The 13,249-nt window shown below is 64.5% G+C and carries 7 protein-coding genes and 2 pseudogenes; 7 read left to right on the top strand and 2 right to left on the bottom strand.

The features are described from left to right. The first annotated feature begins 15 nt into the window (after positions 1–15). Positions 16–1,098, top strand: a complete 1,083-nt coding sequence (locus tag AC07VS_RS09615; protein WP_494750839.1) for an alginate lyase family protein — start codon at positions 16–18, stop codon at positions 1,096–1,098. Here AC07VS_RS09615 and AC07VS_RS09610 read toward each other — a convergent pair. Next, a complete protein-coding gene (locus AC07VS_RS09610; RefSeq protein ID WP_494655896.1) occupies positions 1,079–1,336 on the bottom strand; it encodes a hypothetical protein in 258 nt (85 codons plus the stop codon). The two genes, AC07VS_RS09615 and AC07VS_RS09610, sit on opposite strands and share 20 nt — an antisense overlap. On the opposite strand from AC07VS_RS09610, the gene AC07VS_RS09605 reads away from it, so the two are divergent. From AC07VS_RS09605 to AC07VS_RS09590, 4 genes and pseudogenes are all read left to right on the top strand, one after another. Further along, positions 1,335–1,631 (top strand): hypothetical protein, encoded by a 297-nt coding sequence (locus AC07VS_RS09605; RefSeq protein WP_027474907.1) that lies wholly within the window; start codon positions 1,335–1,337, stop codon positions 1,629–1,631. The genes AC07VS_RS09610 and AC07VS_RS09605 overlap by 2 nt on opposite strands. Positions 1,632–1,976: 345 nt before the next feature. Further along, positions 1,977–2,501 carry a ComF family protein gene (locus AC07VS_RS09600; protein ID WP_492349504.1) on the top strand — a complete coding sequence of 175 codons (525 nt, stop codon included), beginning with the start codon at positions 1,977–1,979 and terminating at the stop codon, positions 2,499–2,501. After that, complete coding sequence (locus AC07VS_RS09595) at positions 2,498–3,055, top strand: hypothetical protein (protein ID WP_494750838.1); 558 nt, start codon at positions 2,498–2,500, stop codon at positions 3,053–3,055. The genes AC07VS_RS09600 and AC07VS_RS09595 overlap by 4 nt, the downstream gene beginning before the upstream one ends. A 79-nt stretch (positions 3,056–3,134) precedes the next feature. Continuing rightward, positions 3,135–3,266: pseudogene (locus AC07VS_RS09590) on the top strand (addiction module antidote protein); the annotation flags it as partial. A 15-nt stretch (positions 3,267–3,281) separates the two neighbouring features. Here the strand turns inward: AC07VS_RS09590 and AC07VS_RS09585 are convergent. Next, positions 3,282–3,470, bottom strand: a pseudogene (locus AC07VS_RS09585) (FAD-linked oxidase C-terminal domain-containing protein); the annotation flags it as partial. A gap of 617 nt (positions 3,471–4,087) precedes the next feature. On the opposite strand from AC07VS_RS09585, the gene AC07VS_RS09580 reads away from it, so the two are divergent. Both AC07VS_RS09580 and AC07VS_RS09575 read left to right on the top strand, forming a co-directional pair. Further along, the gene (locus AC07VS_RS09580) at positions 4,088–12,778 is read left to right on the top strand and encodes an RHS repeat-associated core domain-containing protein (RefSeq protein WP_494750837.1); all 8,691 of its coding nucleotides are present in this window, start codon (positions 4,088–4,090) and stop codon (positions 12,776–12,778) included. Beyond that, the gene (locus AC07VS_RS09575) at positions 12,741–13,208 is read left to right on the top strand and encodes a DUF4279 domain-containing protein (protein WP_494750836.1); all 468 of its coding nucleotides are present in this window, start codon (positions 12,741–12,743) and stop codon (positions 13,206–13,208) included. Before AC07VS_RS09580 ends, AC07VS_RS09575 begins: the two co-directional genes overlap by 38 nt. The last annotated feature ends 41 nt before the right edge of the window (positions 13,209–13,249 follow it).

Here is a 13,249-nt window from a genome sequence, read left to right as displayed (position 1 = left end):
CCAGGAGCGCCCACCATGAACACCGCCAGCCGCTTTCAAAGCATCCACCGCCGGGCCTGGCTGGCCTGTGTGGTCGGCGGGCTGCCCGCCAGTGCGCTGTGGGCCCAGGATCCCCCGGCCCAGGCTCCGCTGCCCGCCCTGTGGTGGCCCCCGGAGCGCCACTGGCAGCTGCTGCGCGAGCGCGCACCCCAATCCACCGAGGTGCAGGCCGTCATGAAGGCCCAGTACCAGTTGCTGGCCCGCGGCTGGAGCCAGCCCCCGCACGCCTTGGCCCAACTGCCTGCCGAGCCCCGTTGGCAAGGCGAGGCCCCGCCACGCCGGGTGGCCGACAGCCTGGGCGAGTTCGAGCAGCTGCAGGCCCTGGCCTTTCTGTTCACGCTCAATGGGCAGGCGGCCTACCGGGAGCGGGCGCTGGAGCTGCTGCGCCCCTGGGCGCGCAGCCTGGCCCCGGTGGCCCAGCCCCTGAGCCTGCGCTGGCTGGAGCCCGCGGTGTGGGCCTACCGCCTGTTGCGCCCCCACATGGCCACAGCCGATCGGACTCGCCTCGACGCCTGGTGGCAGGCCCATGCGCTGGCCCAGCAAGGCGACCGGCAACTGGACCGGCCCGATGCGCTGGACCGCCGCAACAGCCACCGCCTGTGCAGCATTGGCCTGATCGGCTGGGCCTTGAGCGACGCCACCCTGGTCGAATCGGCCCGGCGCGGCTTGCAGCAGCAGTTGATGGACGCGCTGTTGCCCACGGGCGAGAGCCTGGACTACCGCCAGAGCGGCCAACTGGCCGACCAGGTGGACGCCTTGCGCCCCCTGCTCACGCTGGCCCTGGCGCTGCGTGAAAGTGGCGACGACCTGTACCACCGGGCCACCCCAGCCGGGGCCTCGATGGCGCGCAGCGTGGCCTGGCTGCAGGCCCGTACCCAAAACCCCAGCCGCTACCCCGAGCTGCGCGGTCAAACGGTGGAGGCCGGTCAGCTGCAGCCCTTGCAAGCCCTGATCGAAGCCTGGCAACCTGGCCTCACCCCCCTCGGTACCGCGGCCGGGCGCCAGCACAGCTTGCCTGTGGTGCGGCTGCGCCTGTTGCTCAACCAGCTGCCTTCATGAGGCCGCCCGCTGCCGGGCAGGCCCGGTGCGGCACCCAAAGTTCCGCTTTGATTGTTTCTAAAAACGGAATAGCCATTTGCGCATGACGATGTTTTATTGTTGGTGTTAACCCTATAAAGTTCATCCCATCGATGAGCCAGACACCTCTGCAAAGACTCACCGAGCTGGACAAGACGGCGCCCATCGAGGCCTCCGCCCTGCCCGGAAGTCCATCAACTTTGAAAGGAAACATCATCATGAACCGCCAACTGATCGCCTCCGCCCTGATTGCCGCCTCTGCCTTCGTGGCCGCCGCACCCAGCTTTGCCGAAGGCCTGGCCGAATACAACCAGCGCGCCGACGTGGTGTCGCAATACAGCCGCGCCGAAGTGAAGACCCAGGCCGTGGCCGCTGCCCGTCACGCCGCTGACGTGGACACCAACTCGCAGGTGCTGCCGGCCGTGAAGTCCGCCATCACTCGCCAGGAAGTGCGCCAGGCCGCCGCTGCAGCCAACCGCGCCGGCCTGCTGCCGCACGGTGAACTGACTTACTGATCCACGCCGCCAGGCTGAGTCCAGGCACACAAAAAAACCCCGCCCGGCGTGAGCCGCGGCGGGGTTTTTCATGGGCGTTCGAGATGGCTGGGAGGACCTGATGCTCCGATGTGAATACTGTGGCGGCCAAGCCGTACGAAACAGGTGTTTCGGAAAGAGGGGCGCCGTCCATGGCTTTGGGAGCAGGTCGATCAAGAGACCGCTGGCACCTTGTTACGTTGTCGGAAAGCTTCGACTTCGCTTCCCTGGGAATAATCGCGATCAGACGCGACAGGGGGCCCTATGGATGTGGTTTTGCGGCAGTTGCACGGACCTTGGAACGCCGGTTGGGCATTGAACAAGCACATGCTTCGCAGCACCCACCTCGGTGACGATGAATACGGTCGTCCGAGATTCGAATCAGTCCGCACCGATGTCGGTGAAGCCACCTACCAGTTGAAGTACCGTCAGGATTGGGGGCAGGTGCAACCCTTGGCAAAGGCATTGCTGGACCATGTCGTCCCGAGGCTTGCCGGGATCGGGTTCATTGTTCCTATGCCAGCGTCCACGGTACGTGCTCGACAGCCGGTGACGGAAGTTGCGCAAGCGCTGAGTGCTTTGTCAGGTATCCCGGTTTTTCCCGACCTGCTACACAGAAGCCGCGCTGCCAAGCTCCTCAAGGATCTGCAGACTAAAGAGGAGAAAATAGAGGCCATCGGCGACAGTTTTGCTGTCCACGACACGATTCAGGGAGCGGGGCCCTGGAATGTGCTTGTGGTTGACGACCTGTTCCATACCGGGGCCTCCCTGGAGGCCGCCTGCGCTGCTCTCCGAAAGTACCCTAAAGTGAGGCATGTTTACGTCGCCGCCCTGACCTGGAGATCGCCATGACCACCGTTTTCATTGCAGGTTCCATGAACATCAAGCACCTTGATGTGAAGGTGAAGGATCGTATTGGCAACATCGTCGCGTTGGGGTTCAAGGTGCTTGTGGGCGATGCTGAAGGGGCGGACACCTCCATCCAGCAGCAGTTACTGGCCCTCGGACACGAAAACACCACCGTCTACTGCAGCGGCGGGATGCCCCGCAACAACGTGGGCAATTGGCCTGTGGATGTCGTCACCACCCAGCATGCGCCAGGAACCAGGGCGTTCTTTACAGCCAAGGATCTCGCGATGGCTGCGGCCGCTGATGTCGGCCTCATGGTTTGGGATGCGAAGAGCACCGGCACATTGAGCAACATCATTGAGTTGTTGGCGCAAAAGAAGAAGTCGGTTGTCTTTGTCAACAAGGAAAAGACGTTCCGAACCATCAGCGGCGTTGAACAACTTGATGAGTTGGCGAGTTGCATGTCTGAACACGCAAGGCGCAAAGCCGATGAAAAGATCGGCCTCATGTGCCGGATCGAGGCTTTGAAGCACGAGCAGTCCGAACTTTTTGCCTGACCCGCTTAAGTTGAAGATTCAGGGCGATGGTGGTTTTCATCTGGCTCGCTTGGGTGTGCCGGGCCATTCAATGGCATGACGCCGCCTGTCCCCCAGTGGCAACCCGGCACTCAGCAACTTGTTGCTCATCCTGAAAGCACTGGGCCAGCGGCTGGCGGTGCAGCCGCTGGCTTCAAGTGCTGAGGAGCCTGCGCACGTCAAGCCTGCGTGAGGCCGGCGGCCTCTTTCACAGCGCGAAGATCTTGCCCGGGTTCAGGATGTTCTTGGGGTCGAGGGCGCGTTTGATGGTGCGCATCAGGTCGACCGCGCCGGCGCCGGTTTCGTCGAGCAGAAAGCCCATCTTGTGCAGGCCCACGCCATGCTCGCCGGTGCAGGTGCCGCCCAGTTGTATGGGCACTAGCCCATGCCTCGCATCCGACTCGTCCGCACATCCCGATTACGCTTCAACGTGGCCCGTGCGAGACATTGGATACGCGCTAACAACTACACGCACACCTTGCGCTTGTAAGTGCACTTGCTTCCGGTATCCCCGCTAAAAAGCGGCAAAGCGAAGACGCAGCGGAATACACGTGCATTTCCCATCTCCGCAATACAGGGGGATGTATGCCGAAACCAGGTCGCAGCGGGCTCATACAGAGATCGCGCATGCAACGGGGGTCAGGGCCTGGTCCGTGCTCATTGCTCAATGGGTGGCGTGCGCTGCTCGGGCAACTGATCCTGGGGATTCTGTCGTGTATGTTCTTACCCCTGGCTCAAGCTCAGGCATCGAATCAAGGCCCGGGTTTTCAGCTCTTCATTGACGCTGAAGGCGGAAAGGGTTGTCCTGCAGTGCTGCAGGAGCGTGGGGGGCCAGCCTCCATCACCGGCTTTTCACATCGTCTGCTGCTGTCCCTCGACGCCTCGGGCGAAAGCGCCTTCTCCTTGATGGCCCGCTGCGACGCCGAGACTCAAACTTTTGGGCCGGCCACACCAGTGCCCGGCGCATATGCTGCACCCCAGCGCTTGGCTGCGTCACAGGAACAGGTGCTGTCCTTGACCTTGCCTGTGGCCACCTTTCATGGGGCTGGTGCGCTGCGCGTGGTGCTCGCCACCTCCGGAGACTATCTAGCGGAAACCACGGTCGGCGCCGGGGACAGCATCCTCCTGCCCTTGAACGGCTCCCTGGGCACCAGTGGGGCAGATCCGGCTGCGATTCCCGCTCTCGACCTCTGGGCGGCGCTGGCACTGGCCGTGCTGCTCGGCGGACTCGCCTGGCGAAGGCATGGGCGTCGGCTGAGCGGAGGGGGGCGCACTTCCGCTGTTTGGCTGTGCCTGTTGCTGCAGCCGGTGCTCGATCCCTCCACGGGCTGGGCCCAGCGTGCCGCATCCGCCTCTGAAGTGGGCAGGCCAGCGGACACAGACCGTTTGTTGGCCCAGGATGCGTTGGACGACAACTTGCCCGACAGCCCTGATCTGGTGTCACTCCATGGAGGGCAGTTCGGGGATCAACTGCGGCTTTCGCTGCGCTACCGCCCCTCCAACCAGCCGCCCCGCCTGCAGGACTGGCCAACCCAGGCGCTCGCACTGATCGTCGGTCAACCCTGGCAGTTGAAGCTGCGCGCCCATGATCCCGATGGCGACGCCTTGAGCTGGCAATTACCGGGAGCCACGCCCGCCGGGTTCAGTCTCCAGCCCACCGGACACCAGGAGGCCATGGCCCGATTCACACCCACCTCTGCGGGTACGCATGATATTCAGGTCCGCGTCAGCGATGCATCGGGCGCCTATGACCAGCGTAGCCTTATTGTGGTAGCTGAGGACGCCCATGGCGGAAGCATCGGTGATTTGCAGCCTCCCCGCTTTGTCAGCACGCCGCCGACCCAGGGCCGTGCCGGCCAGCCCTGGCGCTACGCGATCGAGGTCCAGGACCCCAACATCCCGCCTCGTTCCGTCCAACTCCGCCTGGTGCAGGGCCCTGCCGGCATGGCCCTGCTCGGGCAGCAACTCGTGTGGACACCGGATCAGGCCGGGCACCATGACATCCTGGTCCAGGCCGGCAATGGCAGCCGCCAAGCCGGCGAGCAGCGCTGGCGTCTTGAGGTGTCAGACACCGATCCGCCCAGGCCAGACGAACGAGAAGCTTCGCCTTGGGATGACCGAAGCCGCAGCCCCCGCTTCAGCACCCAGCCTGGCTTGCTGGCCCAGGTGGGCGTCCCCTGGCGCTACCAGGTGCGGGCGCGGGACGCGCTGGGCCACGCCTTGTCGGTGCAGGCGGGGGCGAGCCTGCCCGCAGGCATGGCCCTCTCCGGGCAGGCTCCGCAACAGTGGCTGGGGTGGACGCCAGAGCACTCCGGCCTGTTCAAGGTGGAACTGCTGGTGCAAGACGCGCAAGGCTTGCGCAGCGTTCAGACCTTCGCGCTCGCAGTCCATGACGAGCGTGCGCTGCCCCCTGACCCTGCCACCCAAGCGCCACCCTTGAGCGAGGCCGCCATCGCCCCCTTCGCCGACGGCGTCGCCTTTCTCTACGAAGGGCCTGACGCGATCCAGACCGGTGCGGACACGAGCGTGTTCGATGCCCGCAGCCTGGCCGTGCTGCGCGGACGCGTGCTCGACAGCGCCGGCCAGCCTCTGCCCGGAGTGCGCGTGCGCTTGGCCGGACAACCGCGCTTCGGCGAGACCCGCAGTCGGAATGACGGCTGGTTCGACCTCGCGGTCAATGGTGGGGGTTTGCTGACCCTGGAATACGACAAGCCCGGCTACCTGCGGTCACAACGCAAGGTCAAACCAGCTTGGCGCGACTGGACGCTGCTTGACGAGCTGGTGCTGCTGGCCCGTACCCCGCAATACAGCGACATCGACCTGGGCTCCCAGGCTCCAGAGGGCCCCCAGTTGGCCTGGGGCCCTCTGAGCCGCGATGAACGTGGGCAGCGCCGCCCTGTGATGTGGTTCCCTGCCGGGCTGCAAGCAACCCTCGATCTGCAGGATGGACGCCAGCAAGCCCTTAGCCACCTGACCTTGCGTGCCACCGAATACACGGTCGGCCCTCTGGGGCCGGCGGCCATGCCGGGCGAACTCCCGGTGTCGGTGGGCTACACCTATGCCGTCGACATCTCGGTCGATGAGGCCGAATTGCAAGGCGCTCGCGGCGTCAGCTTCAGCCAGCCGGTGCCCATCTATGTCGACAACTTCATCGCCGCACCGGTTGGCACCTCGGTGCCCGCCGGTTGGTACGACCCGGCCAAGGCGGCCTGGATCGGCAGCGACAACGGCCGTGTCATCGAAATCCTGGCCATCGAGGACGGCCAGGCCCAACTGCGCGTCAGCACCGCACCGGGCGCGGCCCGGCCCGACGAATTGCAGGCCCTGGGTATCACCGAGAGCGAACTGCAATCCTTGGCATCCTTGTACCCGGCGGGCACCCAACTCTGGCGCGTGGCCTTGAATCACCTCAGCGCCTGGGACTTCAACTGGCCCTGGGGCCCGCCCCTCGATGCTGTTGGACCGCCTGACAGCCCTCCGCCCGACCCGGACGACAAGCCCCCGTGCGGCCAAGGCGGGCAGCCTTGTGCCTGCCCCGGTGAAGGCTGCGACATCCATTTCGAAGCCCGGGCCGTCGGCCAGGGCTTGCCCCTGGCCGGCACCTCTTACCGCCTTTACTACCGCAGCGACCGGGTGGGCGCGGCCCCTGGCAGTGCCCCCGCATCGCCAGGCCCCACCAGCACGTACCAGGTCGAAATCACCGCCGACAGTTGGCCCGCCAGCCTGAGCGGCATCACCGTGACCTCGGACATCGCCGGCAGACGCCGCCAGCTGAACATCCCGGCGGCCCAGGGCTGGCAGGAACGGCAGAAGCTGTCCTTTGAGTGGGATGGGCGCGACGCCTACGGGCGCGAGGTCCGCGAGAGCACTGTGGCCACCACCGCAGTCCAATACAACTACGCCACGGTTTACTACCCCAGCCCAGCCGATTTCAGGCGGGCCTTTGAGCGCATCAACAACTGGGACACTCAAGCCAACCAGGGCCGCACATCGGTGGCGCTTACTAACACCCACCGACTGCGGGTTGCTCCACCCCAGGGCAGCCCCGAAGTGCAGGCTGCGGCAGCGGGTGGCTGGGCCTTGAGCCCGCTCAGCCTCTACGATGCGGGCCAGCGCACCCATTACCAGGCCGCTGGGCAGACCATCTCGGCCCTGCAATGGCTGCCCAAGGTGCGGACGCTCAAACACGCCTTCGGTGATCAGAATGTCGGAGTCCGTGGGCTGTTGATGTCGGGCGACGGACGCATGATCGTCGGCAGAGCTCAGCAGATCGTGGCCTTGCCTGTTGATCCCGCCGGGCCTTTGACGGTGTTAGCGGGGTCGGGGGAAGACGGGGCCCGTCAGGCCGATGGCCCCGCTCTTGGCTTGCCCCTGCAGGAGCCTCTGCCCTTGGCCTGGGGTCCGGATGACAGCATTTATTTCAAGGAGGCCCGCTTTGGCGGCTTGTCAGTCCTGAGCCCGGATGGGCAAGTCCGGACCGTAGCCCTCCCACCCCAATCTGGCTTTGCGCAACCCATCCACGATGTTGCCGTGCTGCCGGACCGCAACGTGCTGGTCCTGTACCGATGGCGGTCGGATCCTTTGGTTCAGGTTGCGGCCTCTGGCGAAAGTCACTCGATGAATTGGCCCGAGGGCCATGAGCTGCCGAACACCATGAAGGGGGACCGGGCAGGCCGGGTCTGGTTTGCCACCAGCCAGGCTTTGTACGCCTTGGGCGAGAGCGGCCGCATCCAGCGCGTGCTTCCCAGCGACGGGCAGCCTGCGCCGATCCGGCCTGTCCAGTTGATCCCTGACGAACAAGGCGGTCTGTACTGGATCGATACCGCCGAGGGACGGGCGCTGCGCTACCTGAGCCCCGGCGGCCAATCGGGCCTCATAGATCCGGCGCTGGATGACTTCGCCTACCAGGACGCCACCGCAGTGGACCCCGAAGGGGTGATCTACACCTTGGGCCGTGATGGCATTGGCGCCTATGAGTCGGGCTACCCCGGCTTCAGCGGCGCCACCTCGGGTCTGCCCAGCGCCGACGGCCTGCAGATCCAGGAGTTCGATCGTCTGGGCCGCCCCTACCGCCTTCGCAACGCACTCAATGGCGAAACTTTGAGCCACCACCACTACAACCCCTCAGGCTACCTGATCGGCATCAGCGATGCCTTTGGCAACACTACGCATTTCGAACGCGCGCCGGATCAACGCCTGCGGGCCGTGGTCTCGCCCGACGGCCTGCGCACCGAGTTGCACTACAACCCGCAAGGCCTGCTGAGCGAACTGAAGGAGCCCAACGGCGCCACCCACCGTCTGGCCTATTCCGAAGCCCCCGGCCAGACCGGCTTGCTGACGCGCTATGAAGCGCCCAACGGCGGCATCGACCGCTTCGAATACGACGACCATCGCCGCTTGATCCGCAACCGCCATGGCGACGGCAGCGGCTGGACCCTCAGCCCCCCGCGTGGCGACGGCAGTGTGACGGCCACCACCGCAATGGGCCGCGAAAGGCGCATCCAAGATGAGCCAAGACAACAGTGGTGGCAGGGCAGCGCCCGCGTCGAGACCGGGTTTGACGGCCATGAGCGCCGCAGCCACCGCAGCTACCTGGGCACCTTGGAGCGGCAATGGGCCGACGGCTTCAGCGTCACTGAAACCCCCATCCCCGATCAGCGTTTTGGCATGGCCAGCCCGACCCAGGCACTGCAGCAGCAGTGGAGCCCGGGCAATACCGTCCGTCAAATGACCTATCGCAGCAGCACACCCGTGCCGGGCTCCGGCACGGCCTGGGGCGAGCGCATCAGCAACTGGTCAGAGCGAACCAACCAAAACCAAGAGCCGCCCTGGCAACTGGAATACAACGTCAGCGCCTCACGCTTGACCCGCAGCTCCCCTGCCGGGCGAAAGACGCTGACCTGGCTCGATGCCTGGCAACGCCCGACCGGGGTCGAACTGCCGGGGCACCATCGACAACAGTACCTCTACGACCCGCGTGGGCGCCTGCTCAGCCTGCAAACGCAAGACTTGGCCGACCCCTTAGCGTCAGTCCAACGAACCCAGACCCTGAGCTACCACCCCAGCGGCAGCCACGGAGCCGGGCAACTGGCCAGCCACACCGACGCCCTGGGTCGCATCACTCGCTGGGAATATGACGCGGCCCACCGCTTGAGTCAGCAGACCGGCCCCGACGGACGCCGCATCGACTACCGCTACGATCTGGCCGGCCGTCTGCGCGAACTCAGCACCCCCAATGGCGCGGGCCACCGCTTCGACTACACATCCTCCGACCGCCTCAGCCGATATCAGGCCCCGGCACTGGGCGGCCTCGACGACGCCAGCACCCACTGGCTCTATAACGCCGACCGACTCCTCATCCGCATCCAGCGCCCGGGCGCGGAGGTGCTCCAATTGCAGCGCGACGGCGCGGGGCGGCTGCAAGACCTGCTCGACGGCCCCTACCGCACCCACTTCGAGTGGGGGCCTGAAGGCCGGCTGCAGGCCGCCCAGACCGAGGAAGGCCACCGCGTCGAGCAGCACCACGAAGGCGCCCTGCTGCGCGACTCGCTCACCCAACTCGGCCCCTGGCCCCTGGGGCAGCATTACCGCTACGAAGGGGAGGGCAGCGCCAACTTTCTGCCCCGTGTCCAGCGCCTGGAACTGAGCCTGGGCGCCAGCCCTGAGCAAGCCATCGAATTCCAGCGTGACCCTGACGGCCTTCCCACCCGCTTTGGCCCCCTGGCGTTACAACGCGACGGTGCCACGGGCTGGTTGAGCGGACTCAACCTGGGCCAAATCCAAAGCAGCCAGCACTACAACGGCATGGGCGAAATGCTGCAAAGCCGCAGCAGCCATGTCTACTCTGAAGCCCAACTGGACGCCCGTCTGCGCCCACTGCTCAAGACCGGCTTCCAGGCCTTGGGGCAGGCCCTCTCCAACGAACTGAGCAAGCAAAACAGCTGCATCATCAGTTGGCCAGCGCCCGATGAAGAAGAGGCCAGCCCGCGCGACCGTGCATCTGCAAGAGGCCAAAGCGCCCTGCCCGGCTTGATTCCAGAACCCCCGCAGCCCGCCGTCCTGGCGGCACCCAGCCTAAATCCACCTGTCGTTAACCATGTGACCGAAGTTTTGGCGCAAAGCATCGGTGCTGGCCGCCTCAGCCCCGAGCGGCAGAAAGTGGCGGACACCCAGTCAGCAATGCTGAGATTTATCCCCGATCCTGGGCAACGCATACAAAGCCTGGAGACCGACTGTGGTCAGGGCAACAGCGGGTTTTGGGAGCTGTCTGGATTCGGCATCGGCGGTTTGGATCCTGTCTTTGAGCAACTCGCGCAGGGGAAATTCAGCATCGAGGCACTCTACGCGGGGCCTGGGGTCAGTGCTCCGGAGCAATGCACGGTGACTGCCCGCTTCGGGCCAGATGAATCTGGTCAGGTTTACTATCCAGTCATCGGGTCCAGAAGTGTCGACCTCCGCTATTACCTTGGGGCGGGCCGTGTCAGCCCTGCAGTGCAGTGGCCAGCGCGAGGTCAAAGTGCACGCGTTGAGGTCATTGGGGCAGACACCCTCCCTCCCGCCTGGGCCAATCACATCGTCAGCAGCTGTGACGGCCATCTGGAGGGTCTGAGCTTTACGACCGAACGCTTGCAAGGTCCTTGCGCAGTAGGCCTCTCGAGTCGAGTGATGCCCGCCGGTGCCCCTCAGGTGCGTCACACCCTGCGCGTTGACGACCTGACCCCGGGAAGCGTCTTTCGCCTGCAACTGCTCTCGGTACCCGAAGGATGGCCGGCATTCGTCGGCCTGCCCATTCCCCCGGCAAGAAAAGTGCTCAGCAACTGTGGCGATGGCAGCGTCAAACTGCTCGACATCCCACCTCAAAGCGTTGCACCGGAGGATTTGCCAGGCCTGGAGGGTTGGGAATTCTATGAGCTTGACGCCCCCACCGGCGATTGCCAGGTCCAGGCCTCGCCGCTCGAACAAAGCCACACCGTCAGCGTCCAAGCCGGGCAAGGTGGCCGAGCCTCGCCCCTCACGCAAACGGTAAGGCCCGGGGGCAGCGCCACTCTCGAAATCTGGTCAGACCCCGGCATGGAAATCGACCAACTGCAAAGCAGTTGCACGTTGCAAAAACAAGAAGGAAGTCGGTACAAGGCAGGTCCGTTGCAAGGCGACTGTCAGATCGAGGTCAGCTTCCGCGCCAGTCTCACCTGGCGGCCCCGCGACTTCTGCCACGCCGATCTTGAGGCCTTCAACCACCGCTGGGCCGAGCTACTCGAACAGCCCCTGAGCGCGCCCAGCCTGGCTTCACTGCAGACCCTGCTACACAACACCGAGACCCGCTACGCCCAAGGCGCGGCAGGCCTCATCCCCAGCCACTACCCTGACGGCAGCCCCATCGACCCTGGCCTGCGCCCCACCCAAAGCTACCTCAGCCAGGCAGCCCAGCAGCAGATTCTGGCCCTCAACAAGCTGCTCGACAACCCGGCGCGCCAAGCCGATCTGTACCAGCTCCAACTGCAGCGCAACCCCGCCGGCCAGATCACCCGAAGCGAACAAAGCCTGTATGGTGCAGCCCCCCGCATTCGACGCTACACCTATACCGAAGCAGGCCAACTGCAAAGCGCCAGCGACGAAAGTTCAGACGGCCGCCTCGACAACACCCTCACCTGGGGCTACGACGCCAACGGCAACCGCCTCACAGAAAACGGCCAGCCCATCGCCCACTACGACGCACAAGACCGGCTGCTGCGCTGGAGGAGCAACACCTACCGCTACACCCCCGCTGGCGAGCTGCAAGAACGCCAAAGCCCCGAAGGCCTCGCCCGCTACCACTACGACGCCCAGGGCAACCTGCGCCAAGTCGAAACCGAAAGCGGACACACCCTCCAATACGCCATCGACCCGCTCAACCGGCGCATCGGCAAACAGCGCGACGGTCAATGGCAATGGTGGCTGCTGTGGCTTGACAAACTGCGCCCCCTGGCCAGACTCGATGCCCAAGGCCGACTTGAATCCATCTACTACTACGCAGAGCAGGCCAACGTACCAGAAGGCCTGCGCAAGAACGGGCAGGACTACAGGATCATCACCGACCAGATCGGCAGCGTGCGCCTGGTGGTCAACGCCCAGAGCGGGGAGGAAATGCAGCGCATCGACTACGACGAACGGGGCCAGATCGTGCTGGACACGAACCCCGGCTTCCAGCCCTTCGGGTTTGCGGGCGGGCTGTATGACGCCGACACCGGGCTGACGCGATTCGGGGCGCGGGACTATGATGCGCAGACGGGGCGGTGGACGGCGAAGGATCCGATCTTGTTTGAGGGTGGAGAGGTGTCGTTGTATGCCTATGTGGAGGGGAACCCGCTTACGTATTCGGATCCCCGCGGCCTCTGTCCCTTCTGCTTGGCGATACCGCTTGTGGCAGGTGGCATTACGGCTACAGACCTTGCGATAGGGATTGGTGGCGCTGGAGCATTGATCGGTCTTGACCGCCTTCAAAGTTCAGGGCTACCGCCAGGATTTATTCCCGGAGACAAAGGCGCGGAACAATGGGGGCGAAACAATGGGATCGACCCGAATGACGCCCGTGGCCGCTTTCACGGAATCAAACAGAGCGACAAAGGCCGAGGCCGAGACAAATACGGTGTCAATCCTCAAACGGGCGAGGTGTGCAATCCAGACGGAGATGTCGTTGGTGACCTGGGCGACGCGCGAAGGAAGTGACACGATGCAATTCGACGACGAATATCCTTCATGTGAGGAAACCTATGCCACTCTGCGGGTCTTCTCAGAAACATCGACCGGAACGGAGATAGCCGAGGCTCTCGGATTAACAGCGACCGAGTCCTTCTCAAGAGGTGATCCGTTCGGAAGTAAGGGGCGGAGTAGGCGCCATTCCGGCTGGCTGCTTAGCACTTACGGAGTGGTCACTTCTCGAGATTCAAGACGTCACATCGGTTGGCTGCTCGATAGATTGAGGACCAAGGAGGCGGCGCTGGAGCACTTGCGTAGGTCAGGCGCCGAATTGGACATCAGCTGCTACTACCTGTCTTCTGGGCAAGGCGGCCCAACCATGAGCGCGGACCAGATGACAGAGCTTGGCGCGTTGAGACTTGATGTCTGTTGGGACATCTACTTTCAGCCGCCTGCTTAAAACGTATATGCCTATGTGGAGGGGAACCCGCTTACGTATTC

Source organism: Curvibacter sp. GW821-FHT01G03 (assembly GCF_059422285.1).
This window is presented reverse-complemented; position numbering and strand designations above follow the sequence as displayed.